Below are 23,804 nucleotides of genomic sequence, written 5' to 3' on the forward strand. Positions count from 1 at the left end.
CATGATCGTAGATGGGTAGCCGATGAAGACCCCGCTGCGCCCCGGCGATCCGACCTCCCTGGGCGGCTACGAGCTGCTGGCCCGGCTCGGTGAGGGCGGCATGGGCTCGGTGTTCCTCGGCCGGCGCGCCGACGGGCCACTGGTCGCCATCAAGGTCATCAAGTCGGAGTACGCCCACGAGGAAGAGTTCCGCGGGCGGTTCCGCAGCGAGGTCAAGCGCGCCCGGCAGGTGCCGCCGTTCTGCACCGCCGCGGTGCTCGACGCCGACCCGGAGCACCGCACGCCGTACCTGGTCGTCGAGTACGTCGACGGGCCGAGCCTGGACGAGGTGGTGCAGAGCGGTGGCCCGCTGCTGGACAGCCGGCTGCACAGCGTCGCGGTCGGGGTGGCCACCGCGCTCACCGCCATCCACGGCGCGGGCGTTATCCACCGGGATCTCAAGCCGCGCAACGTGCTGCTCGCCCTGGGCTCGCCGAAGGTGATCGACTTCGGTATCGCCCGAGCGCTCGAGGTGACCAGCCAGCACACCCGGCCCGACCAGATGGTGGGAACGGTGTCCTACATGGCACCGGAGCGCTTCGACGGCGATCACCGCGACATCACGCCGGCCGCGGACGTGTTCGCGTGGGGCGCGGTCATCGCGTACGCCGGAACCGGCCGCACCCCGTTCCGCGCGGACTCGCCGGTCGCGACCGCGGCCCGCATCCTGACCCAGCCGCCGGACCTGACCGGGCTGACCGGCCCGCTCGCCGACCTGGTCGCGCTCACCCTCGCCAAGAACCCCGAGGACCGGCCGACCGCGCACGAACTGCTCAACCTGCTGCTGGCCCAGCACACCGGCGAGCACTCGTTCGGCCGGTCGCCGACGCTCGACCCGGGGCTGCGCGAGGCCGCCGAGGCCGCTCAGCTCTCCGGCCGTCACGCCTCCGGCAGCAGCAAGCGTCTGGGCGCGGTCATCCCGCCGGCTCCGGGCCGACGAAGCAGATTTCGTACGGTCATAGCAGTCACCGCCGCGGCCACCGTGCTGGCGGCAGCGGCCGGCGTCTACGGCCGTAGCCGGGAGGACGCCGCCGCGGACCCGTCACCGGGACCGGACACCGCCGTCGCGCTCGTCACGCAGCCCGCCATGCCGGTGCCGGACGCCGTCCGCGGCCCGTGGGTGGCCGACGTGCTCGACCGCCCCGGCCAGTGGAAGAACTACGACGACCCGTCCGGCTACGGCACCTGCAGGTTCGACAAGGGCCTGGTCATGGCGACGACCAGCTTCGCGCTGGAGTGCCCGGGCACCACCGAGTCGTTCGCCGGCGACCAGTCGATCAGCGCCGACGTCACCCTGGACTCGGCGCTGTCCTGCGTGACCGTCTCGTTCCGGGCGGTGGCCGACAGCGCGTACTGGCTGGACCTCTGCCCGACGACCGTGCGGATCCGGCACCAGGGCGTGAACAACACCGAGACGCTGAGCGAGACCCCGTCCACCCTGTTCGCCCCGAAACAGCGCCGTACCGTCGGGCTGATCCTGCTCGGCACGCAGGCGATCGTGGCCGTCGACGGCGCGCGGATCCTCGACGCCACGATGGCCGATCCGAGCCTGCTGGCCGGCAAGGTCGGTTTCGGCCTCACTCCGGTCACCCGGAGCGACTCCGACGACGTGGCGATCGGGGCGCTCGTCGCCCGTACCGAGATAAGGCCGATCGAATCCACGACCGCCACGACCGCCACGACCGCCGCGCCCGCCGCGGCGTCGCCGACGTTCACCGACGTGCGGAAGGGCAGCACGACGTCGATCGTGAAGGTGCGCGGGTACTACCCGAAGTACCACTCGGTGGTGGTCGAGCCGGTCCTGTTCATGAGCGGCGACGAATACTGCAAGACGTTCGCGCTGAGGCCGTCGGCCGACGCCCCGTGCGAGCGGGAGTGGGTGACCGAGGACAGCCGGATGGTGGTCACCCTGCCGGTCGCGGCCGCCCCGAAGCTCACCTCGGTCCTCGACGACACGGAACGCTGCGCCGGCGACCCGGTGACCGTCGGCACGTGCGCCATCAGCAGCAAGAATTTCACCGCACGTGTGGTCCAGGGGGAGGGTTTCTTCATGGTACGCGTGACCACTCAGAACGGCGTCGTCACCGCGATGGCCGAGGTCTATGTCTCCTGATGCGCCGTCCTGTTTATCCGGCCGCCATTCGGGAGTCAAGAAATGTTCAGCAACCCGACATTGATCTTGGCTTTACATCGAGAGCCGTCTAACTTTACGCGAGATTCACCCAGTCAGTTACGGGGAGTAGCGTGAAAAAGATCAGGACAGTTCTCGCGACGTTGTTTGTCACCGCCGTCGCCGTGATAGCGGTTCCGTCGCCGGCTGCGGCAGCGCCCAGTTCGGAGTTGGACTACGCGGAAGCCTCCGGGGCGCCGTCGGACACCTCGCACTGTGTCACCCAGTACTGGGCGAAGACCTGCTATGTCGCCGCCGGTGACAAGTGGTACATCCTCGACCGGATGGATGACGGCGGGCGCCCCTTCATCCGGTGGGAGAACTACAAGGACGGAGCGCTCTACCGCACCGGTATCTGCAGCAACCGCCTTGGCTTCAACCATTGGGCTGTCTGCAACAAGGACTACTATGAGTCGTCCATTCTCTGGGTGCGTCAGAACGTCTGGAAGATCAGCACCAATAATGAGATGTACGACTGGTCGGACTGGTTCAAGGTTCAGTAGGTTCTCGGGGACGCCGCCGCCGGGGCCAAACCGCTCGTCGCCCGGTGGCAGCGGGTCAGGTGTCGTGGGACCAGCGGGGGACCAGGGACTCGTGGGCTTCCAGGCGGTGCTGGGTTCGCTGCGGGTCGGTTTTGGTGATGGCGTCCAAGAGGCTGATCGCCAGGGTGACCACGGCGGCGTGTGAGTCGAAGACCAGGCCGGTGCCGACCGGGGCGACCAGCAGCACGTCAGCGTCGTCGGCGAACGGGACCAACGCGGTGTCGGCGATCACCACGGTGGCCAGGCCGAGGCTGCGGGCCAGCCGGACGGCGGCGACCGTGCCGGCCGGGTAGCGCGGCATGGCGAAGACCAGCAGCGCGGTCGCGCCCTGCTGGCTCAGTTGCAGCACGGCGTCGTCGACCTCGCCGGCGTCGGTGCAGACGCTGACCGCGGGCAGGACCCGACGGGCGAAATATCCGAAATATTGGGCCAGGGCGGCCGAGGCGCGCAGGCCGACCACGCCGAGCGGGGTGGTGCCGGCGAGCAGGTGCACGGCCCGGCTCATCAGGTCACCGGAGACCACCCGATGAAGGCGCGCGAGGTTCGCGCGTTCCTGCTCGATCGCGGCGCCGCCGAGGTCCGTGCGCTGCCCGAGGCCGTGCTGCCCGACACCGTGCTGGCTGACACCGTGCCCGTCGCCGCCGCGCTGGTCGGGGCCCTGCTGGTCGCTGCCGGGGCGCTCGGGGCCGCGGCGGTCGCCGCTGGGGCGGTCGAAGCCCCGCTGGGCGCCGCTGGGGCGGTCGAGGCCCTGCTGGTCGCCGCCGCGCTGCTCGAGGCCGTGCTGGTCGCCGACGCCGAGCTGGCCGGTGCCGGTGCCGGGGCCGCGCTGCTCCGGGATGCGGGCCAGGACGGCGTCGCGGAGGGCGGCTCGGAACTCCGGGAAACCGGCGAAACCCAGCGCCGTCGCGAGCCGGGTGACGGTCGGCTGGCTGACCCCGGTGCGCTCGGCGATCTCGATGGTCGACAGGAACGCGACGTCCGGGAACATGCCCAGCATCCGCCGGACGATCTGTCGTTGCGCGGGCGAGAGCCGGTGCGCCTGCGCCAGATTCAGCAGCCAATCCACGGCCCCGTCGTGTTCCATCGATGCCCTTCGTCGCGCTGCTCTCCGTGAATACTCTAAAACACACGGGAGATATGGTGCATTCGACGATTCAGGCAGGCCGGGCGAAGGTGTGATGGGCTGATGACCGAACGGGCGATCTGGCTGCGGTTCCTTTCCGGCTTCGACATCGACGAGCTGAACATCGGCACGGACGAGGTGATCGCCGCGGTCGAGGGGGTCGTCGACGCGCACGGGCGGGGCCGGACGGTTTTCGAGCCGCGGACCCACCTGGTGCCGGACAACGGCGGCGCCGGGCACTTCAACATCCTTCGCGGGCACGTCTCCACGCTGGGTGACCACGGCCTCAGCGGGGTGAAGGTGGTCGGCGACTTCGTCCCGAACTACCTGCAGGGCCTGCCGAGCGAGCTGGCCATGATGACCCTGTTCGACCCGGCCACCGGCGTCCCGCTGGCGATCATGGATGCCACCCTGATCACCGAGGTGCGTACCGGGGCGATGACCGCGGTCGGCGCCAAGCACCTGGCCCGCCCGGACTCGAAGATCCTCGGGCACGTCGGCGCCCGGGGCACCGCGTTCGCGAACGTCACCATGCTCGACCGGCTCTTCCCTCTGGAGGAGATCCGGGTGACCAGCCGCCGGCCGGAGTCGCGGGAGGCGTTCGCCGACCGGTTGCGCACGGTCACCGACACCCCGGTCCGCGCCGTCGCCACCGCGGACGAGGCGTATGCGGACGCCGACATCCTGGTCGAGGCGTCCCGGTTGGAGCAGCCGACCCCGCTGCTGCGCACCGCGGCGGTCAAACCCGGAGCGTTCGTGGTCCCCTACGGCACGGTCAGCGCCGTCGAACTGGACCTGCTCGACGTGATGGACAAGGTGGTCGTCGACGACTGGCGCGAGTCGCGGTCCGGCCGGTTCGGCGCCCTGCGCGCGCACGTCGACACCGGCCGGCTGACCGAGCAGTCGCTCCACGCCCAGATCGGCGAGATCGTCAGTGGCGCCAAGCCCGGCCGCGAGCGCCCCGACGAGCGGATCCTGTTCTGGCACCGCGGACTGTCGATCCTCGACGTGGCCCTGGCCCACCTCATCCTGACCAGGGCCGAGGCGGCCGACACCGGAACCATGCTCCGGTACCGATGACCGGCGTGCTGCGGGTGCGTTCGGCGGCGGACTTCGATCGTACGAAAATGGGCCTTGTCGCCCGAACCGCGACCAGCGTCGTGCTGGAACCCGCGCTGCTCGCGCACGTCGCCGCCAACCGGGCGTCGGTGTTGACGGCGCTCGATGGCGACCAGGCGGTCTACGGGGTCAACACCGGGATGGGCGCGCTCGCCGGGATCCGCCTCGACGCGGAGTCCCGCGCGCGGCACCAGGACACCCTGATGGCCGGCCGGGCGGTCGGGTCGGCGCCGTGGCTGCGGCGTGACCAGGCCCGCGCGGTGCTCGCGGTGCGGCTGCGGACCCTGCTGCACCCGGCCGCGGGCGTCTCGCCGGAGCTGTGCGTGCGGCTCGCCGACCTGCTGAACGCCGACGTGGTGCCGGCCATCCCGGCGCGGGGCGGTGGCGCGGCCGGCGAGATCATCCCGCTGGCGCACGCCGGTGCTGTGCTGATCGGAACCGGTCAGGTGCTCGACGCCGCCGGGAGCGCGGTCGATGCCGGGCCGGTGCTGGCCGCGGCCGGGCTGCGTCCGGGGTCGTTCGGGGCGAAGGAGGGTGTCGCGTTCCTGGAGGGCGTGCCCGGCCTGACCGGGCTCGCGCTGCTCGCCACGGACGAGGTCCGGGTGCTGGTCGGCCAGGTGGTCGCGGTGGCCGGTGCGGCCCAGGCGGTGGTCGGGGCGAGCGCTGATCCGTTGCGGCCGCAGTTGGCTTTCGGTGACGACGATTTGGGTACGGTCAACGCCGCCCTCCTGGCCGCGCGCGGCGACGGACCGGCCCGCGCGCTGCAGGCACCGGTGTCGTTCCGGGTGACCGGGCCGGCCCTGGCCGTGGTGGTGCGGGCCGCCGCGGCGCTGGAGGCGGCCGTCGAGCGGGCGCTGACCGGCGTGACCGACTCGCCCGCGCACCTGGACGGCCGGTTCTACGGCACCGCGGGCTTCGCCGGCACCGACCTGACCGCGGCCTGCGCAGCGCTGACCACCGCGCTCACCCACCTGGCCGAGATCGGCGCGGCCCGGCTGCACCGGCTGCTCGACCCGGCGGTCACCGGCCTGCCGAAACAGCTCTCCGACGCGCCCGGGGTGCACGCCGGGATGGTGGCGGTGCACAAGCGGGCGGCCGGGGTGGCGCACCGGATGCGGCGGTTCGCGATGCCGGCGCTGATCGGGGCGATGGAGACGTCCGGGGGTCAGGAGGACGTGCAGAGCTTCGGGTTCGAGGCCGCGGAGTGCCTGGGTGAGGCGGTGGACGGGCTGCGGGACGTGCTGGCCTGTGAGCTGCTGGCGGTGCACCAGGCGGGGCTGTTGTCCGGTGCGGTCGCCCCGATCCTGCCGGTCGGTGTGCTGCCCGGTGGCACTGCGGACCGGCCGTTCGGGCGGGATCTGGACACGCTCGTGGAGCTGCTGCGAGCGGGGTGGGCGGGTTCGGTCAGCTAGCGATCTTGACGGTCGGGGCGGCTGATCGTCGTACCGCAAGGTTTGGCTGGTTTTGATCGGTCTGGACCAACCGCGGTCGGTGAGTGAGCGGGCTGGTTTCGCTTCGCGGTGCGTCAGCGGGCTTCGGTGCGCGGGCTGGTCGAGCTGCGGACGATCAGTTCCGGGCGGAACATCGGGGCGTCGGCCGGCTTGTCGAGCTGGGCGACCGCGGCCTCGACGATGGCGTCCTCGTCCCAGGCCATCGTGGTCAGGCCCGGGTCAACGAGTGCGGCCAGCTGATGATCGTCGTAGCCGACCACCGACAGATCGGCCGGGATGCGCAGGCCGGCCTCGCGGGCGGCCCGGTAGACCGCGAACGCGAGCGAATCGGTCAGGCAGAAGACCGCGGTCGGGCGGTCGGAGCCGGCCAGCATCGCGGCCACCACGGTGACGGCGTCGGTGGTGGCGGCCGGCGCGGCGACCACGGACAGCTCGATGCCCAGGCCGGCGGCGACCTCACCGGCGAGGACCTCGGCCGGGCGGCCCGGCGTGGTGGGCAGCGACGGAGCGAGCAGCCCGATCCGCTGGTGACCCAAAGCGGTCAGGTGGGCCAGCGCGGTGTGCACGCCATAGGCGTTGTCGAACAGCACGCTGCCGGAGCCGGGCCGGGCGATCAGGGCATCGCCGATCGAGACGACCGCGACGTCCGGGCCGAGTAGCCGCCAGTAGTCGGCGGCCGGGTCGACCGGGGAGACCAGCGCGCCGTCCACCCGCTGCGCGGCGAACTGCTCGACGATCAGGCGTTCCTGCTCCGGGTCGGCGTCGGCGTCGGCGATCGTCGCGTAGCGCCCGCGGTGCCGCAGCGCGCGGGTCAGCATCACCGAGAGGTCCTGCTGCCACAGGTCGCGCAGCGAGCCGCTGACCCCGACCGAGCCGGTCCGTCCGCTGGCCAGCGCCCGGGCGATCGGGTCGACCGTGTAGCCCAGCTCGGTGGCGAGGGCCCGCACCCGGTCGATGGTGGCGGGGGAGCCGCGGACGCCGCGCAGCGCATATGAGGTGGCGGCGAGCGAGAGGCCGGCGGCGGTCGCGAGGTCCTGCAGGGTGCGCCGGGACTGCCCTCGTGGCGTCGGGCCTCGTTGCATCGACCGAGGGTAACACCGCGTGGAGATACCGGTCGCTGAGATCACCTTGCGCTACGGCGTGTGAAGCGCTTCACTTAGCGGTGGAGTGAAGCGCTTCACTTCCGCTGGACGGGAACGGATCGGAGGTCACCGGTGCTCATCGACTGCCATCAGCACCTGTGGCCCGCGCGCCTGATCGAGGCGCTGCGCCGCCGGGACGCGTACCCGTACCTGCGGGACTGGACGCTGCACCTGCCCGGCGAGGCGCCGTACCAGGTCGACCCGGCCGCGCACGACGTCGGGCTGCGCCGGGACCGTGAGCTCGCCGAGGGCCGGGAGCAGGTGCTGCTCTCGCTCTCCAGCCCGCTCGGCATCGAGCACCTGCCCGGCGACGACGCGGCCGAGCTCGTCGCGATCTGGCACGAGAGCGCGCTGGAGCTGCCCGAGCCGTACCGGATCTGGGCCGCCGCGCCGGTCGCCGACCCGGACCCGGTGGCGCTGGCCAAGGTGCTCGGCGAGGACCGGGTCGCCGGGCTGCAACTGCCCGCGACCGCGCTGGCCGAGCCGGCCGGCATCACCCGGATGGGGCCGCTGCTCGCCGAGGCGGAGAACGCGAACAAGCCGGTGCTGGTGCACCCCGGGCCGGCGCCGGCCTGCGCCCCGGACCTGCCGTCGTGGTGGCCGGCGCTGGTGCCGTATGTGGCCCAGCAGCACCGGGCATGGCTGGCCTGGCACATCGCCGGGCGGGAGCAGCACCCGCGGCTGCGGATCGCCTTCGTCGCGCTCGCCGGGCTCGCGCCGCTGCACCACGAACGGCTGGCCGCGCGCGGGGGCGCGTTGGGGCCGCTGGATCCGTGTGTGTACTACGAGACCTCGTCGTACGGCACCCGGGCGATCGACGCGCTGGTCCGGGTGGTCGGCGTCGACCCGATCGTGCACGGGTCGGACCGCCCGTACGCCGAACCGACCGACCCGGGCCTGGGCGCGGCCTTCACCCACGCGATGTTCACGGCGAACCCCCGCCACCTGTTGACAGGAGATATGCGATGACGACGGTCGCCGGCCCCGGCGTGCTTCCCGCCCTTCCCGGCCGTGCCCTGACCCCCAAGGAACTGCAACTCTGGGTCGCCGAGCTGGCCGCCCGCCCGGAGCTGTGGGAGGACCTGGTCCGCCACGACACCGGCAAGCGGCACTACGTGTCGCTCTACCGCGACGGCGACATCGACGTCTGGGTGCTGTGCTGGAACCTCGAGGACGACACCGGCTGGCACGACCACGACGTGTCCTCGGGCGCGGTCGCGGTCGTCCGGGGCGCGGTCAGCGAGGCGACCCCGCGCATCGGCGGCGATCCGTCGGGGCGGGTGGTCGCGGCCGGCCGGACGTTCGCCTTCGGCCCGGACCACATCCACCGGATGGGCGGCGCGGTGGACGGCTCGGTGTCGCTGCACGCGTATTCACCGCCGCTGTGGCGAATGGGCCAGTATTCGATCAGCGGCGACGGCGTCCTGCGCCGCAATTCGGTCAGCTATGCCGACGAACTGCGCCCGATCGACGGCTGACCATCGCCGCCGGACCGTCGTCGGTCACTGTCTCCCCGTTTCTGGTACGCGAGAGCGCCCCGTTGGATGCTGGCGGGGCGGTGGCAGGACGCGGTCGGGTTCTGCGGACTCCTGTCGCCCACCTGGGGGCGGCGGGCGTCCGCGAACGGGCATCGCGTACCGGTACCGCCCCTGCGGCGGCCCGTCCTGGGTCACTGGATCTCCGCTGTGGGTGAGGCGACCGCGGTGAGGCTTGACTGCCATAGGCGCTGGGCCCGTGTCGGATAGGTGGAGCGGGTGGTTGCTGTGAACGGGGAGCGGCTGGCGACATGGGCGCCGGGGAGCAGGGCCTCGGGGGCGGTGGCCAGCCAGACGAGATGGGGCCTCCGGTGTGGCGGCGGCCCGCAGGCGGTCCAGCAGCAGGTGGGTGAGCAGGAAACCAGGCCGGCGGTGTTCGCCAGCACGTGGATGTGCTCGTGCTCGGCCGCGATGGCGGTGCCGGCCACCACTGTTCGCGGCATGGCTTGATTGGATCATCAGGGCAGCAGCGATCATGATGGCGGGATGGTGCGGAACCGGTTCGCCGTGGGGGCCGGGCTCGCGGTCGCCGGGGGCGCCGGGGTGATGTTGGTGGCGCTCGTTGCCGGGCCGGGGTCGTGGTGGCGGGGATACGTGAGCGAGGCCGGGGCGGCCGGCCAGCCGTACGCTATGGGTTATCGCTTTGGTTTGATCTTGCTGGCGTATGGTGTGGCGCTGCTGAGCCGGGCGGTGCCGCGGATCGGGGTGTTGCTGCTGGTCGCGGCGCTGCTCGCCGGAACGTCCGGTGTCGTGTCATGTAGCGAGGGGTGCCCGCTGCCGCCCTACGAGACGACGACACCCGCCGATGTCGTGCACACCGCGGTCAGCATCCTGGGCATGGCCGTGTTGGCCGCCGCGATGGCGGTGACCTGGTGGACGAGCGCGCGACAGGTGATCCGGCGGCTCGCGGCGGCCGCTCTGACGCTGACCGTGCCGCTGGGCGCGGCCCTGGGCCTGATGATGCTGTTCGCCGGGCGGGGCGCCACGAGCGCCGTGCTGGAACGGGTGCTGCTCGTGGTCGCGGTGAGTTGGCTGGTCGGCACCGCCGTGGTCAGCGGCGTCAGGGCAGGTCGTTCCGCGTCTGGATGAGGCCCGAGCCCACGTCGGGCGCAGAGCCCTGTGCCGGGCGGACGAGTTCGGTGTGCACCTCGTGCATCCGCAGCTCGCCGCTGTGGATCTGTTCGGCGAAGTGGCAGGCGACCCGCTGCCCGGAGTCGTCGAACACCCGCAGCTCCGGCCGGTCCTCGGCGCAGCGGGGCTGTGACCAGGGGCAACGGGTGCGGAACCGGCACCCGCTCGGTGGGTTGACCGGGGACGGCAGGTCGCCGGCCAGCAGGATCCGCTCCCGCCGGTCCTCGGTCCACGGGTCGGGGATCGGCACCGCCGAGAGCAGCGCCCGGGTGTACGGGTGCAGCGGTCGCTGGTACAGCCGGTCGCCGTCCGCCTCCTCGACCAGCGCGCCCAGGTACATCACGCCGATCGTGTCCGAGATGTGCCGCACCACCGCCAGGTCGTGGGCGATCACCAGGTAGGTCAGGCCGAGGGACTCCTGCAGGTCGCCGAGCAGGTTGACCACCTGCGCCTGGATCGACACGTCCAGCGCGGACACCGGCTCGTCGGCCACGATCAGTTCCGGTCCGAGGATCAGGGCCCGGGCGATGCCGATGCGCTGGCGCTGGCCGCCGGAGAACTCGTGGGGGTACTTGTTCAGTGTCGACGCGGGCAGGCCGACCGAGTCGAGGGTCGAGCGCAGCCGCTGTCGTACCGCTGCCTTGTCTCTATGCATGTCGTGCGCCTTGAGACCCTCGACGAGCAGGGACTCCACCGACTGCCGGGGATCGAGGCTGGACATCGGGTCCTGGAACACCATCTGGATGCGCCGCCGGAACAGCCGCATCTGCTCGCCCTGGAGCGCGCGCACGTCGGTGCCGTCCACGATGATCCGGCCGTGGGTCGGCTCGACCAGCCGCAGCAGCCCGCGGCCGAGCGTCGACTTGCCGCACCCGGACTCGCCGACCAGGCCGTAGGTCTCGCCCCGCGCGATCTTCAGTGACACGCCGTCGACGGCGAGGACATGAGCGATCGTACGGTCGAAGAGCAGTCCGCTCTTGATCGGGAAGTGAACCTTGAGGTCGTCGATCTCGACGAGCACGTCGCTCATGCCGGCACCTCCTGCGGTACGGGGTTCGTGCACCGCAGCGCGCCGTCGCGGCGGGTGGGTTCCAGGGGCACCGTCGCGCCGACGCAGTCGTCGATCACCCGATCGCAGCGCGGCGCGAACGCACAGCCCTCCGGCCAGGGGATGTTGTCGCTGACCGAGCCGCGGATCTGGTGCAGGCGCCCGCCGCGATCGACATCCAGCCGGGGTACGGACTGCAGCAGCCCGTGGGTGTACGGATGCCGCGGATCCGCGAACAGGTCGTGCCGGCCGGCCCGCTCGACGACCTTGCCGGCGTACAGGACGTTCACCGTGTCGCAGAGCCCGGCCACCACACCGAGGTCATGGGTGATCATCACGAGGGCCGTGCCGGACTGGTCGACCAGTTCCTTGAGCAGGGCGAGGATCTGCGCCTGGATGGTCACGTCCAGCGCCGTGGTCGGCTCGTCGGCGATCAGCAGCCGCGGTTTGCAGGCCAGCGCGATCGCGATCAGCGCCCGCTGCCGCATGCCGCCGGAGAGCTGGTGCGGGAACTCCTTGAGCCGCCGCGCCGGATCCGGGATGCCGACCGCGTCGAGCAGCCCACCGGCCTGGCGCAGCGCCGCCTGCCGGGTCTTGCCCTGGTGGCGTTCCAGCACCTCGGCCACCTGCAGGCCGAGCGGGATCACCGGGTTGAGCGAGGACAGCGGATCCTGGAAGATCATGCCGATGTCCCGGCCGCGCCGGTCCCGCAGGTCCTGCGGGCGCAGTTTCAGCAGGTCGGTGTCCTCGAACCGGACCTCGCCGGTGACCTGGTTGCCGCGCCGCGGCAGCAACCCCATGATCGCCAGGCTGGTCACCGACTTGCCGCAGCCGGACTCGCCGACCAGCCCGACGGTCTGGCCGGGTTCCACCGTGAAGCCGACGCCGTCCACCGCGGTGAAGGGCTCCGCGCCCCTGCGCCGGAAGACCACCGACAGATCACGAACGTCGAGCAGGGCCATGACAGATCACCGCCGGTTCTTCGGGTCGAGTGCCGCCCGCATGCTCTCGCCGAGCAGCGTGAAGCCGAGAGCCACCAGGACGATCGCGATCGCCGGGTAGTAGGCCAGCTCCGGGCGGACCTCGAGGTATCGGACGCCGTCCACACCCAGCATCAGACCCCACTCGGCCCGGTTGATGTCCGGGTCGCCGAGGCCCAGGAACGACAGCGCGGCCGCGTCCAGGATCGCCACCGCGAAGGTCAGGGTGGCCTGCACGATGACCGCGGTGAGCGAGTTCGGCAGCATGTGCCGGGTCACGATGTCGTGCCGCTTCACGCCGAGCGCGCGGGCCGCGAGCACGTGATCGCTCTCCCGTTGCGCCAGCATCGACCCGCGGAGCAGCCGGGCGAAGATCGGCACGTTCACCACCGCGACGGCGACGATCACCGTCCACTGCGTCGACTGCCGGGCCAGGGCGACCAGCGTGATCGCCAGCAGCAGGCTGGGCAGCGCCAGCATCACGTCGGTGATCCGCATGATCACGACGTCCACCCAGCCGCCGACCGCGCCGGCGACCGCGCCGAGCAGCACCCCGAACAGCAGGCCGATCAGCGTGGCCAGGACACCGACGAACAGGGTCTGCCGGGCGCCGTAGATCATCCGGGAGGCGAAGTCGCGTCCCAGCGGGTCGCTGCCGAGCGGGTGTCCCGCGCTGGCGCCCGGCACCGAGTCGACGGTCAGGTCCCTGGTCAGCTCCGGGAACCGCTGCACCGGATCGTGCGGCGCCACCAGCGGCGCGAAGATCGCGATGATCAGGAACAGCAGGATGATGGCCGCGCCGACGATCGCGGCCGGGTCGCGCCGCAGCCGCCGCCCGGCGTCGCGGATCAGGCTGACCCCGGCTGCCGTGGACGTCCGCGCGGTCAGCTCGTCGATGCGGCGGCGCTTGTGGTCGCTGAGCGTCGTGATCCCTCCGGTTCGGCTCATGGCACACGCACCCTCGGGTCGATGACCGCGTACGAGAGGTCGACCAGCAGGTTGACCACGATGAAGACGACCGCGGCGAGCAGGATCAGCGCCTGCAGCACCGGATAGTCACGGCTGCCGCTGATCGAGTCGGTGATCACCGTGCCCAGGCCGCCCCAGTTGTAGACCTTCTCGGTCAGCACCGCCCCGGCCAGCAGCGCCCCGGTCTGCAGCCCGATGGTGGTGACCACGGGCAGCAGCGCGTTGCGCAGCACGTGCCGCCGGCGGATGGTGGCGTCGCGCAGGCCCTTGGCGTCCGCGGTCCGGATGTAGTCCTCGTCCAGGACGTCCAGCACACTCGCCCGGGTGATCCGGACGATGATCGCCAGCGGGATCGTCGCCAGCGTGAGCGCGGGCAGCACCAGGTGCCAGAGCGCGTCGGCGGAGGCGTCCAACTCCCGGGTCAGCAGCCCGTCCAGCACGAAGAAGCCGGTCACGTCGGTGTTGTCGGCGCCGGTGCTGATCCGGCCGGACGGCGGGAAGACGTGGATGTCCTGGGTCAGCCAGTCCTTGAGCAGGTAACCGAGGAAGAAGATCGGGATCGAGATGCCGATCAGGGTGACGACGATCGTCGCGTTGTCGAGCAGCCGGCCGCGGTACCGGGCCGCGAGGTAGCCCAGCGGGATGCCCAGCCCGACCGCGACGATGATCGCCGCGATGGCCAGTTCGACGGTCGCCGGGAAGGCACGGCCGATCACCGCGGTCACCGGCTCTCCGGTACGGATGGAGTTGCCGAAGTCGCCGGTCACCACGTTCTCGACGAAGCGGCCGTACTGGACCCAGATCGGTTTGTCGTAGCCGAGCGCCCGGGTCAGCGTCTCGCGGGTCTGCGGGGTCGCGCGTTCGCCCAGCAACGCGTCGACGGGTCCGCCGGGAAGACTGCGCAGCCAGAAGAAGACCAGGGTCATCAGGGCGATCAGGGTGACGCTCAACTGGGTCAGGCGGCGTAGGACGATTCTCACCATGGAACGGCGACTCCTGTCAGAATCGCGCCGCCGTGGCCCGGTGGCCGGACCACGGCGGCACCCGGCGCTTACTTGGTGATCGAGACCGTGTTGAACGTCTCGGCGGTGAGCGGGCTCGGCACCAGACCCTGGACGTTCTTCGTGGTGACCAGGGCCGGCGGGGCGTGCCAGATCGGCACGGCGGGCAGCCACTTGGTGGCCATGTCCCGGTTGACCTGCTCCCACGCGGTCTTCTTGGCCGCCTGGTCGACGGTCGCGTCGGCCTTGGCGATGGCGGAGAACATCTCGGTCATCGACTGGTCGCCGAACTCGGGCTTGGCCCGGCCGAAGAACGTGCCGACGAAGTTGCCCGGGTCGTTGTAGTCGCCGGTCCAGCCGAGGATGTGCAGGTCCTGCTTGCCGAACTGCTGCACGTCGTCCTTGAAGCCGCCGTTCCACGGCCGCGGAACACCGTTGACCTTGATACCGGCCGCCTGCAGATCGTTGGCCAGCACCGTGAAGATCTCCTGCGGGTTCGGCATGTACGGCCGGGAGACCTCGGTCGGGTAGTAGAAGTTCAGCGTGAGACCGGTCGCGCCGGCGTCGGCCAGCAGCTGCTTGGCCTTGTCGACGCTGTACTCGTACTTCTGCACGTCCGGCGCGTACCCGAGCACGGTGCTGGGCAGGAACTGGTCGGCCACCGCGGCGCCGCCCGGGCCCTTGGTCTGCACCAGCTGGGCGCGGTTCAGCGCGTACGCGATCGCCTGCCGGACCCGCAGGTCCTTGAGCTTCGGGTTGTTCTTCTGGTTGATGCCCAGGTAGAGGATGTTGAAGGCGGGCCGTTCGAGCACCTGGTAGCCCTCGGCGGCGAGGGCCTTGCGGTCGGCCGGCGCCGGGAAGTCGATCGCCTGGACCGTGCCGGCGCGCAGCTCCTGCTTCCGGGTGTTCTCGTCCTTGATCACCTTGATGATCATCTTGTCGACCTTGGCCTTGTCACCCCAGTAGTTCGGGTTCTTGTTCAGGGTGAGCTCGCCGGTCGCCTTGTTCCAGCCGCCGAACGTGAACGCGCCGGTGCCGGTCGGGTGCTCGTTCGCGAACGCGCTGTAGGAGAACGAGTCGCCGCTCTGCGTCACGGTGTCGGCGCCGTACTGTTTCATCGCGGCCGGGCTCGCGATGGAGAACGCGGTGAGCGCGAACGCGCCCGGGAACGCGCCCTTGTACTTCTTCATCGTCACGACCGCGGTGCCGGCGTCGGGCGCCTTGCAGTTGTCGTAGACGGCGTCCGGGCTGCCGGCGAACCCGCCGAAGACGTCGGCGTAGTAGATCATCTGGGACTGGGCGGCCTCGCCCTTCATGGCGGACCAGCGGTCGAAGTTCGCGCACACGGCCGCGGCGTCGAACGCGGTGCCGTCGTGGAACGTGACACCCTGGCGCAGCTTGAACGTCCAGATCTTGCCGGTCGGGTCGTTGGACCAGCTCTCGGCGAGGCCACCGACCAATTCGGCGGTGCCGGGCTTGTGGGTGATCAGCGTGTCGTACATCTGCCGGATCGGCCGGAACGACTCACCGTCATCGTTGAAGATCGGGTCGAAGTTCTTCGGGTCGCCGGCGCCCGCGAGGATGAAGGTGCCGCCGCCGGCGCCCTTGTCGGCGCCGTTGTCCCGGTCGCTCTCCGCGCAGCCGGCCGCGCCGATCGTCATGACCGCCAGAACGCCGGCGGCGATGAGGGCCCGGAGCCGGTCCGGCTGCCTTCCTGGTGCGCGCATCGTGTTCACTCCGTCCTATTAGTACGGACAAACGCGATGACCGCTGGTCACCGCTGGCGCGACCCTAACCATTCACGATGATCAACGTCTCGGGTTGGTATCGGATTGTGTCCTTTCAATTTTTCGGGGCAGGGAGTCTCCCGTGGCAGACCATGATTCCGCTGTCGCGGAGCTCCGTCAGAGAAGCGCGGCGATGGCGGGCAGCACCGCGACCGCGTTCTCCAGGTCGGTGCCGAGCGGGCGGTCGTCGAACCCCGGCACCAGGTTCTTGGCGGCCATGTCGAACGCGTCCCGGGCGATGCCGTCCGGCAGGCGGCCCGGCGCCATCCGCAGCGCCCGGACCGCCGCGACCAGCTCGGCGGCGAGCAGGGTCGGCGCGAGCTCGGTCATCCGGCGCAGGGAACGCGCGCCCTGGGTGGCGAAGCTGGCGTGCTCCTCCAGGCCGAGCGAGATGGTCAGGGTGCCGGCCGCGATCGGCTGCATGCCGACGCGGATCTCGGTGAGGACGTCCTGGACCACGTACTCGCCGATCATCAGGCCGGAACTGCCGGCCGGGCCGTCGGCGAGGAACGCCCGCAGACCGGTCATGTCGGGACGCATCAGCAGGCCGACCCGGGCCGAGGAGAGCGACAGCACCGGAAGGAACGCGCTGCGCACGGCGTCGAGACCGGCGGCTAGGGTCGCGGTGTGGAACTGTCCGTGATGCAGGACGCCGTCGTCGGTGACCAGCGGGTTCTCCACCGCGGCGTTGAGTTCGGCGGTGAGCACGTCGTGCAGGGACCGGGCCGCGTGGATCGCCGGAGCGGTGACCTGCGGCACCACCCGCAGGCCGAACGGGTCCTGGATGCGTAGCGGCGGGGCGCACCCGGCCACCAGCGTGTTGAGCAGGGTGGCCACCTCGACCTGGCCGGGGTGGGCGCGAGCCTGGTGGACGGCCGGGTGGTAGGCCTCGGGATTGCCGCGCAGGGCCAGGAACGAGAGCGCGGCCACCACCACGGAGGCCCGGATCAGCTCCTCCACCTGGGCCAGGGCGAGGATCGCGGTCGCGACGGTGAGCGCGCTCGAGCTGATCATCGGCAGCGCGTCGGTGCCGTCGATCGGGATGACCGGGCCGTTGCCGGAGCGCCAGGGGCGTTCGCCGGCCAGGGTCAGGCCCAGCTCGGCGAGGGCGGAGAGGTCGGCGGTGCCGATCGCGCCCCACGGGTGCAGGCTCGGGACGGCGCCGTCGCGCAGCGCGGTGGCCAGGGCCTCGGCGACGCGCCGGGACACCCCGGAGCCGCCGGCCAGGATCTGATTGAGGCGTACGGCCATGGCGGCCCGCGCGGTGACGTCGTCCTCCTCGGGCCCGACCGCCGCGCAGTGGCTGCGCAGCATCCGCAGGCCGTGCTCGGCGGCGTCGTCGGACTTCTCGTGCCGGTTCGCGCCGACACCGGTGTTGGCGCCGTAGACCGCGCCGCGCTCCCGGGCGGCGTGCAGGCGGGCGTGCCGGGCCTCGACCAGCTGCAGCGCGGCCGGGCCGACCTCGGCCACGGCCCGCCCGGAGGCGATCGCGAGCAGACCGGAGATGGTCAAGGTCCGCCCGTCGAGGGGAACGCCGGTGGCCGCCTGCATGTACCCTCCTGCGGGCGTATTAAGGAGACGTAACGGCTCTTACCAGGCCGTTGACTTGTTATTCACTACACCACAAGTATGAATACCAGTATTCACGAGAACGTCTGCCACCGCCAGGAGCGCCATGATCACATTTGAGGACGTCGTCAAGGTCTACCCCGGTGGGAGCACCGCGGTGGACCACCTCTCGATGGAGTTGCCCACCGGGAAGATGACGGTTCTCGTCGGTCCGTCCGGCTGTGGCAAGACCACCTCGCTCCGCATGATCAACCGGATGGTCATCCCGACGTCGGGCCGCATCCTGATCGACGGCAAGGACGTCTCGGGCCAGGACGAGGCGGTGCTGCGCCGCGGCATCGGCTACGTCATCCAGCACGCCGGGCTCTTCCCGCACCGGACCGTGCTGGACAACGTGGCCACGGTGCCGCTGCTGCTCGGCAAGACCCGCCGCGAGGCCCGGTCGGCGGCGATGGAGCTGCTGGAGCGGGTCGGGCTGTCCGCCGAGTTCGCCAAGCGTTACCCGGCCCAGCTCTCCGGCGGGCAGCAGCAGCGGGTGGGCGTCGCCCGGGCGCTCGCGGCCGACCCGCCGGTGATGCTGATGGACGAGCCGTTCAGCGCGGTCGACCCGGTGGTGCGCGAGGGCCTGCACCGCGAGTTCCTCCGGCTGCAGCAGGACCTGGGCAAGACGATCGCGATGGTCACCCACGACATCGACGAGGCGATCAAGCTCGGTGACATGGTCGCGGTCTTCCGGCAGGGCGGGCACCTGGCCCAGTTCGGCACACCGCAGGAGCTGCTGGAGCAGCCGGTCGACGACTTCGTGGCCGAGTTCGTGGGCCGCGACCGCGGTCTGCGCAGCCTCTCCTTCGACACCGCGGCCGACCTGCCGGTCCAGCCGGTGGGTTCGTTCGACGGGGCGGAGCTGGTGCTCGACGACGCCGGCCGTCCGCTGGGCTGGCGGCGCGACGGCGGCACGATCGAGCCGACCGCCGGGGTGTTCACCACCGGCGACTCGCTGCGGATGGTCACCGACCTGGCGATCACCTCGCCGGTCGGTGTCGCGGTGCGCGTCGGGGCGGACGGCAAGGCGGAGGGTCTGGTCCGCCACCACGACCTGGTCGACTTCCTGGCCGCCCGGCGAGACCGGCGGGCGGCGGAGCGCAGCGCATGATCCAATACCTGACCAACAACCACGAGGTCGTGCTCGCCGCGCTGCAGCAGCACATCTACCTCGCGCTGCTGCCGATCCTGATCGGCCTGGTGGTGGCCCTGCCGATCGGCTACCTCGGGGTGCGTTTCCCCTGGTTCTATCACCCGCTGGTGAACGTCTGCGGCGTGCTCTACTCGATCCCGTCGCTGGCCCTGTTCGTCTTCCTGCCGGTCCTGCTCGGCACCAAGATCCTGGCGCCGGTCAACATCGTGGTGGCGCTGACGATCTACACGGTGGCGCTGCTGGCCCGGACGGTCGCCGACGGCCTGCGCTCGGTCGACCCGGTGATCACCCAGTCGGCCACCGCGATGGGCTACCGCCGCCTGCGCCGGCTGTTCGACGTCGAGCTGCCGGTCGCGCTGCCGGTGATCCTGGCCGGCCTGCGGGTCGCCACCGTCTCCAACATCAGCCTGGTCAGCGTCGGCGCCCTGATCGGCGTCGGCGGGCTCGGGCAGCTGTTCACCCGCGGCTTCCAGCTGTTCTACCTGGAACCGATCATCATCGGCATCATCCTGTCGGTGCTGCTCGCCGGCCTGGCCGACCTGATCATCGTGCTCGTCCAGCGGGCACTCACCCCGTGGACCCGGCACCAGCACGGTGGAGGCGCCGCGTGAACCTCTCCTACCTCTTCGACGCCGCGCACTGGGACCTCAGCGCCCCCGGCGGCATCCCGCAGCTGATCCTCGCCCACCTCGGGTACGTCGCCCTGGCCCTGCTGATCGGCACGATCATCGCGCTGCCGGTCGGGCTGTTCATCGGGCACACCGGGCGCGGCTCGTTCATCGCGATCAACTCGGGCAACGCCGGCCGGTCGCTGCCCACCCTGGGCCTGCTGATGCTGATGGTCACCCTGCTCGGGCTCGGGCTCACCCCGGTGCTGATCGCGCTGACCGTGCTGGTCATCCCGCCGATCCTGACCTCGGCGTACGCCGGGATGCGCACCCTCGACCGCGGTGTGATCGACGCCGCCAAGGGGATGGGAATGCGCCCCTGGCAGGTGCTGTTCAAGGTCGAAGTGCCGATGGCCCTGCCAGTCCTGATGAGCGGGTTCCGCAGCGCGGCCCTGCAGGTGGTCGCGACCGCGACAGTGGCGGCCGCCGTGGGCCTCAGCGGCCTGGGCCGCCTGCTGATCGACGGCCTGGCAGTCAACGACTATTCCCGTGTCCTGGCCGGCGCCATCGTCGTCGCCGTCCTCGCCGTCCTGCTCGACCTGTTCCTCGCGCTCGTACAGCGCTGGATCGTCTCACCCGGCCTGACCGGACGGGACCAGACCCGTTCGCGCCGCGCCACCACCTGAAACCATCGGAAGGTCGAACATGTCCCGCATACGTACCATCGGCGCCGCGATCGCCGGCATCAGCCTCGCCCTCTCCGTCGCCGCGTGCGGCGCTGACAGCGACCCGCTCGCCGAGGACACCACCAAGCCCACGGCTGGCACCGTCACGGTCGGCTCGGCCAACTTCGCCGAGAGCGAGCTGCTCGCCGAGATCTACTCGCAGACCCTGGAAGCCAAGGGCGTCACGGTCAAGCGTCAGTTCAACATCGGCGCCCGTGAGCTGTACCTGAAGGCGCTGCAGGACGGCTCGATCGACCTGCTGCCGGAGTACAACGGTGCGCTGCTGGCGTCGCTCTCCACCGGCGGGGTGCCCGAGGGCGTCAGCAGCCCGACCGACGTGCTCGCCGCACTGAAGAAGGTCCTGCCCGCCGGCACCGAGGTGCTGGAGCAGTCGGCCGCCGAGGACAAGGACACCCTGACCGTCACCTCGGCGACGGCCACCAAGTACAAGCTGGCCAGCATCGAGGACCTCAAGGCCGTCGCGCCGACGCTGAAGGTCGGCGCCGGTCCCGAGTTCCAGGAGCGCCACCAGGGCCTCAAGGGCCTCGAGTCGGTCTACGGCGTGAAGTTCAAGGAGTTCAAGGCGCTCGACGCCGGTGGCCCGCTCACCATGAAGGCCCTGGTCGACGGCGACATCGACGTCGGCAACATCTTCTCCACCGACTCCGGTATCGCGACCAACAAGCTGGTCGTCCTGCAGGACCCGAAGAACCTCTACACCTCGCAGAACGTCATCCCGCTGATCCGCACCGCGGCGAACAACACCACGGTGTCGGGCGCGCTGAACGCCCTCTCGGCCAAGCTGACCACCGAGAACCTGACCACCTACCTGGCCAAGGTCCAGGTGGACAAGCAGGACAGCGCCACGGTGGCGAAGGCCTTCCTCACCGAGGCCGGCCTGCTCTGATAGCTGTCTGACCGTTTCATCCCGCCGGCCGGCGGTGGCTCCTCAGCCACCGCCGGCCGGTTTTTCGGTTTTTCAACCCGCGATCGTACGGTCGACCCGGCCGACCGTGACCTCGACGGTTTCCGCGGCGATGAGGCAGGGGAGTGGCCCCGACCAGCCGATCTCCGCCTCGAGGTCGAAGGCCACGATCACCGGTGGGTCCTCGCCGAGGTAGCGGCGCACCAGATCGCGCTCGGCCGGGGTCGGCTCGCGGAACACCGGCTCGGTGAACTGCGTCGGACACTGCAGGTAGGCGACGTCGGTGAAGACGACCTCGAGCCGGTGGCTGTAGGTCAGGTCGTGGTCGGCGGCCAGACACAGCCGCGAGCTGTCATACGACTGGATGTCCCAGTCCCACCACGGCCCGTCGGGCAACTCGAGCATCCGGTGATCATTCCCTTGGCGGGGCAGGACCGCCAGCCGCTCCGGGCCGGCGTTGTCGTCGATGTCACCGTTGCGCTGGGCAAGGACGATTTTTGGTACGAAAGGAGCGCGGCGCTGGTCAGGCGCCGTACAGTGCCCGGGCCCGGGTGACGTCCAGGTTGCGGCCGTCGTCGACGGGCAAGTAGTGGGCCAGCTGCCAGGACTGGATGCTGGTGGCCTGGCGGTTCGCCGGGGTGGACCAAGGGGGATAGACGCGGAAGCCGCGTTTGCCGCCTGCGCCGTCGCGGGACATGATGCCGCGGGCTACCAGGGTTGCCGTTGGGAAGACGAAGTGGCCGAAGTGCTCCGCGTCGCGGCTGCTGATCACGACCAGGTCGACAGCGTCGGTGGTGTCCAGCGGGCGGATCGGGCCGGTCGTGGACCGTGCCCACAGGGTGACGAACTGTCCGACCTTCGTGGGCGTCGTCTTGGCTGTGCGGAAGCGGACGGCCCGGTTGTTCAGCAGGAACGAGTGCGCGCAGTACTCGGCGCTCTCTGGCTCCGGTGTCAGATCGGAGCAGGCGACGCCGATCTGGTCGTACACAAGGGATTTGGCTTTGTGAAAATCGGATGCCGTCACGGTTCCCACAGCAGGATCTGGCGGTGGTGGCGGAAACCGGTGCGCAGGTAGAAGTCGACGGCGCGGCGGCCGGAGTGAACGGTGACGTGCAGCAGGTGGCGGGCCTCGGCCTTGGCCAGGATCGCGGCCATCAGCGCGGCGCCGACGCCTTGCTTGCGGTGTTCCTCGCGGACCATCACCGACTGGATGTCGCCGTATTGCCGGTGCAGCGAGCCGTTGCCGGGCACCCGGTCCGCGACGAACAGCCACGCCGCGCCGACCACGCGGCCGTCGATCTCGGCGACGAACGGCAGGTGGGTCTGCGCGTGGGCGGTGACCCAGGCGGTGAACGCCGGGAGCTGATCGGGTGCGATGTCCCGCAGCTCCGCGAGCGCCGCCACGTCAGCCGCACCTGCCATCCGCACGATCATTGGGCGGATTCTAGCTGAGGCCGATGTGCGACCTCGTGGAATCATCCGCGATGACGTACTGCGAAAGGCACGTTCCGTCGCCGGAAGCGACCTCCCAGACGTGCCCCCGGTAGGTGGTGTAATTGGCGGTGCCGTTCGCCGGGATGAATTGGCCCGATTCCCGGCCCCCGCTCGTGTTGTGCCAATACAGCATGGCCGGTTTGCGGCTGCGGTTGGCGACGCTCAGCAGGATCTCGGTCTGGTCGACCTGCTGCGAGGCCAGGGCTCCGCACAGTTTCCGGTGCACGCCGACCAGAAGGTAGGGGACCGGATCGCGGGGCGGTTCGGTGGCGGCCGAGGCCGGGCAGACACCGAACGCCGTGCCGGCGATCACGCCTACGGCCGCGGTCGCCGCTCGGGCCAGCATGTTCATGGACTCGTCCCTCTCGTCACGCCGAAAAGCCGAGTCCATCACCCCCTCCCCGGCGGGATTTCGATGTTCGCGTAGAGCAGAGTTGCCGGCTGGGCCGGGCGGGGCGGCCCAGCCGGGGGTGGGGAGGGTCAGGCGCCGAAAATGCGGTCGTCCGGGGCGGCCTTGCGGGCTGCCAGCACCTGGCGCGCGAACTCGCCGACCGGGATGCGCAGCGGCAGCTCCGCCAGGTCGACCGCGTCCGCGATCACCGCGGCCGCCTCCTCGGTCGGGATCATGCCGGGGAAGCTGGTCTTGGCGTGCAGGTCCGCGTACGCGTCCTCGGGGCCGCGGATCTCCCGCGGCGCGTCGAGGGCGCCGCTGGCGACCGGGCCGGGCTGCAGCAGGGCGACCGAGATGCCGTGCGTGGCGGTCTCCTGCGCCAGTGATTCGGCGATCGCCTCGAGGGCGAACTTCGACGCCGAGTACGCGCTGTCCAGCGGGAACGAGATCCGCCCGTTGATGCTGGAGACGTAGAGGATGCGGCCGCTGCCCCGGCGGCGCATCTGCGGCAGCACCGCCCGGGTCGCCCGGAGCGCGCCGACCGTGTTCACGTCGAGCAGGTGCAGCAGCTCGTCGGCCGGGGTCTCCTCGACTGCCGACCGGAAGTACTGCGCCGAGTTCGAGATCAGCACGTCGACTTGTCCGGCCGCGGCCACGGCCGCGTCGACCGAGTCCTGGTCGCTGACATCGAGCGCGAGGCGGGTGTCAACGTCAAGATCTTCGATCGTACGAAGGGTGCGTGCGGTCGCGGTCACCCGGTGGCCACGCTTGGTCAGCTCGATCGCGGTGGCCCGGCCGATGCCGCTGGACGTGCCGGTGATGAGTACCGATGCCATGGTTCTGCTTCTTCCTCGATGGGT

At 70.8% G+C, this 23,804-nt stretch carries 25 protein-coding genes; 11 read left to right on the top strand and 14 right to left on the bottom strand.

Annotated features, from left to right (window positions below; translation table 11 throughout):
• Positions 1 to 22: 22 nt before the first annotated feature.
• Entirely contained in the window at positions 23 to 2,152 is a 2,130-nt protein-coding gene (locus Apa02nite_RS38795; protein ID WP_203829492.1) for a serine/threonine protein kinase, read from the top strand.
• A gap of 131 nt (positions 2,153 to 2,283) precedes the next feature.
• Positions 2,284 to 2,712, top strand: a complete 429-nt coding sequence (locus Apa02nite_RS38800) for a hypothetical protein (protein WP_203829493.1) — start codon at positions 2,284 to 2,286, stop codon at positions 2,710 to 2,712.
• 55 nt (positions 2,713 to 2,767) lie between these two features.
• Here the strand turns inward: Apa02nite_RS38800 and Apa02nite_RS51445 are convergent, their stop codons facing one another.
• Positions 2,768 to 3,835: a MurR/RpiR family transcriptional regulator gene (locus Apa02nite_RS51445; protein ID WP_239164840.1), complete on the bottom strand. Its 1,068-nt coding sequence runs from the start codon at positions 3,833 to 3,835 to the stop codon at positions 2,768 to 2,770.
• Between the two features lie 102 nt (positions 3,836 to 3,937).
• On the opposite strand from Apa02nite_RS51445, the gene Apa02nite_RS38815 reads away from it, so the two are divergent.
• Together Apa02nite_RS38815 and Apa02nite_RS38820 are read left to right on the top strand one after the other, a co-directional pair.
• A complete protein-coding gene (locus Apa02nite_RS38815; RefSeq protein ID WP_203829494.1) occupies positions 3,938 to 4,954 on the top strand; it encodes an ornithine cyclodeaminase family protein in 1,017 nt (338 codons plus the stop codon).
• A gap of 47 nt (positions 4,955 to 5,001) precedes the next feature.
• On the top strand, positions 5,002 to 6,405 hold the full coding sequence (locus tag Apa02nite_RS38820) for an aromatic amino acid lyase (RefSeq protein ID WP_239164841.1): 1,404 nt from the start codon (positions 5,002 to 5,004) through the stop codon (positions 6,403 to 6,405).
• Between the two features lie 113 nt (positions 6,406 to 6,518).
• On the opposite strand, the gene Apa02nite_RS38825 is transcribed toward Apa02nite_RS38820, so the two are convergent.
• The gene (locus Apa02nite_RS38825; protein ID WP_203829496.1) at positions 6,519 to 7,526 is read right to left on the bottom strand and encodes a LacI family DNA-binding transcriptional regulator; all 1,008 of its coding nucleotides are present in this window, start codon (positions 7,524 to 7,526) and stop codon (positions 6,519 to 6,521) included.
• A 132-nt stretch (positions 7,527 to 7,658) separates the two neighbouring features.
• On the opposite strand from Apa02nite_RS38825, the gene Apa02nite_RS38830 reads away from it, so the two are divergent.
• A complete protein-coding gene (locus Apa02nite_RS38830; RefSeq protein ID WP_203829497.1) occupies positions 7,659 to 8,555 on the top strand; it encodes an amidohydrolase family protein in 897 nt (298 codons plus the stop codon).
• Positions 8,552 to 9,064, top strand: a complete 513-nt coding sequence (locus Apa02nite_RS38835; RefSeq protein ID WP_203829498.1) for a cysteine dioxygenase — start codon at positions 8,552 to 8,554, stop codon at positions 9,062 to 9,064. The genes Apa02nite_RS38830 and Apa02nite_RS38835 overlap by 4 nt, the downstream gene beginning before the upstream one ends.
• A gap of 191 nt (positions 9,065 to 9,255) precedes the next feature.
• On the opposite strand, the gene Apa02nite_RS38840 is transcribed toward Apa02nite_RS38835, so the two are convergent.
• Entirely contained in the window at positions 9,256 to 9,564 is a 309-nt protein-coding gene (locus Apa02nite_RS38840) for a hypothetical protein (RefSeq protein WP_203829499.1), read from the bottom strand.
• Positions 9,565 to 9,607: 43 nt separating this feature from the next.
• On the opposite strand from Apa02nite_RS38840, the gene Apa02nite_RS38845 reads away from it, so the two are divergent.
• Entirely contained in the window at positions 9,608 to 10,210 is a 603-nt protein-coding gene (locus Apa02nite_RS38845; RefSeq protein WP_203829500.1) for a DUF998 domain-containing protein, read from the top strand.
• Here the strand turns inward: Apa02nite_RS38845 and Apa02nite_RS38850 are convergent.
• The 6 genes from Apa02nite_RS38850 to Apa02nite_RS38875 all read right to left on the bottom strand — a co-directional run bounded on the left by Apa02nite_RS38850 (position 10,182) and on the right by Apa02nite_RS38875 (position 17,588).
• The gene (locus Apa02nite_RS38850) at positions 10,182 to 11,282 is read right to left on the bottom strand and encodes an ABC transporter ATP-binding protein (protein WP_203829501.1); all 1,101 of its coding nucleotides are present in this window, start codon (positions 11,280 to 11,282) and stop codon (positions 10,182 to 10,184) included. The genes Apa02nite_RS38845 and Apa02nite_RS38850 overlap by 29 nt on opposite strands.
• Positions 11,279 to 12,262, bottom strand: a complete 984-nt coding sequence (locus Apa02nite_RS38855; protein ID WP_203829502.1) for an ABC transporter ATP-binding protein — start codon at positions 12,260 to 12,262, stop codon at positions 11,279 to 11,281. The genes Apa02nite_RS38850 and Apa02nite_RS38855 overlap by 4 nt, the downstream gene beginning before the upstream one ends.
• A gap of 6 nt (positions 12,263 to 12,268) precedes the next feature.
• Entirely contained in the window at positions 12,269 to 13,228 is a 960-nt protein-coding gene (locus Apa02nite_RS38860; protein WP_198170814.1) for an ABC transporter permease, read from the bottom strand.
• A complete protein-coding gene (locus Apa02nite_RS38865; RefSeq protein ID WP_203829503.1) occupies positions 13,225 to 14,232 on the bottom strand; it encodes an ABC transporter permease in 1,008 nt (335 codons plus the stop codon). The genes Apa02nite_RS38860 and Apa02nite_RS38865 overlap by 4 nt, the downstream gene beginning before the upstream one ends.
• Before the next feature lie 68 nt (positions 14,233 to 14,300).
• The gene (locus Apa02nite_RS38870) at positions 14,301 to 15,977 is read right to left on the bottom strand and encodes an ABC transporter substrate-binding protein (RefSeq protein ID WP_203829504.1); all 1,677 of its coding nucleotides are present in this window, start codon (positions 15,975 to 15,977) and stop codon (positions 14,301 to 14,303) included.
• Between the two features lie 177 nt (positions 15,978 to 16,154).
• Entirely contained in the window at positions 16,155 to 17,588 is a 1,434-nt protein-coding gene (locus tag Apa02nite_RS38875) for an aromatic amino acid lyase (RefSeq protein ID WP_067691162.1), read from the bottom strand.
• Between the two features lie 124 nt (positions 17,589 to 17,712).
• Here Apa02nite_RS38875 and Apa02nite_RS38880 point away from each other — a divergent pair, with 124 nt between their 5' ends.
• From Apa02nite_RS38880 to Apa02nite_RS38895, 4 genes are read left to right on the top strand one after another with little or no spacing between them, the layout of a single operon-like run.
• Positions 17,713 to 18,759, top strand: a complete 1,047-nt coding sequence (locus Apa02nite_RS38880) for an ABC transporter ATP-binding protein (protein ID WP_203829505.1) — start codon at positions 17,713 to 17,715, stop codon at positions 18,757 to 18,759.
• Positions 18,756 to 19,412, top strand: coding sequence for an ABC transporter permease (locus tag Apa02nite_RS38885; protein WP_067691168.1), 657 nt, complete (start codon positions 18,756 to 18,758; stop codon positions 19,410 to 19,412). The genes Apa02nite_RS38880 and Apa02nite_RS38885 overlap by 4 nt, the downstream gene beginning before the upstream one ends.
• Positions 19,409 to 20,095: an ABC transporter permease gene (locus tag Apa02nite_RS38890; protein WP_203829506.1), complete on the top strand. Its 687-nt coding sequence runs from the start codon at positions 19,409 to 19,411 to the stop codon at positions 20,093 to 20,095. The genes Apa02nite_RS38885 and Apa02nite_RS38890 overlap by 4 nt, the downstream gene beginning before the upstream one ends.
• A 19-nt stretch (positions 20,096 to 20,114) precedes the next feature.
• Positions 20,115 to 21,041, top strand: a complete 927-nt coding sequence (locus Apa02nite_RS38895; protein WP_067691172.1) for an ABC transporter substrate-binding protein — start codon at positions 20,115 to 20,117, stop codon at positions 21,039 to 21,041.
• Positions 21,042 to 21,113: 72 nt separating this feature from the next.
• On the opposite strand, the gene Apa02nite_RS38900 is transcribed toward Apa02nite_RS38895, so the two are convergent.
• The 5 genes from Apa02nite_RS38900 to Apa02nite_RS38920 all read right to left on the bottom strand — a co-directional run bounded on the left by Apa02nite_RS38900 (position 21,114) and on the right by Apa02nite_RS38920 (position 23,780).
• Complete coding sequence (locus tag Apa02nite_RS38900; protein ID WP_203829507.1) at positions 21,114 to 21,464, bottom strand: hypothetical protein; 351 nt, start codon at positions 21,462 to 21,464, stop codon at positions 21,114 to 21,116.
• 118 nt (positions 21,465 to 21,582) lie between these two features.
• Entirely contained in the window at positions 21,583 to 22,047 is a 465-nt protein-coding gene (locus Apa02nite_RS38905; RefSeq protein WP_239164842.1) for a MepB family protein, read from the bottom strand.
• A 32-nt stretch (positions 22,048 to 22,079) separates the two neighbouring features.
• Positions 22,080 to 22,493, bottom strand: coding sequence for a GNAT family N-acetyltransferase (locus Apa02nite_RS38910; protein ID WP_203829509.1), 414 nt, complete (start codon positions 22,491 to 22,493; stop codon positions 22,080 to 22,082).
• Positions 22,494 to 22,503: 10 nt separating this feature from the next.
• The gene (locus tag Apa02nite_RS38915; RefSeq protein ID WP_203829510.1) at positions 22,504 to 22,905 is read right to left on the bottom strand and encodes a hypothetical protein; all 402 of its coding nucleotides are present in this window, start codon (positions 22,903 to 22,905) and stop codon (positions 22,504 to 22,506) included.
• 128 nt (positions 22,906 to 23,033) lie between these two features.
• Positions 23,034 to 23,780: an SDR family NAD(P)-dependent oxidoreductase gene (locus Apa02nite_RS38920; RefSeq protein ID WP_203829511.1), complete on the bottom strand. Its 747-nt coding sequence runs from the start codon at positions 23,778 to 23,780 to the stop codon at positions 23,034 to 23,036.
• Between the last annotated feature and the right edge of the window lie 24 nt (positions 23,781 to 23,804).

The organism is Actinoplanes palleronii (assembly GCF_016862315.1).
In the GTDB taxonomy this organism is placed as follows: domain Bacteria; phylum Actinomycetota; class Actinomycetes; order Mycobacteriales; family Micromonosporaceae; genus Actinoplanes; species Actinoplanes palleronii.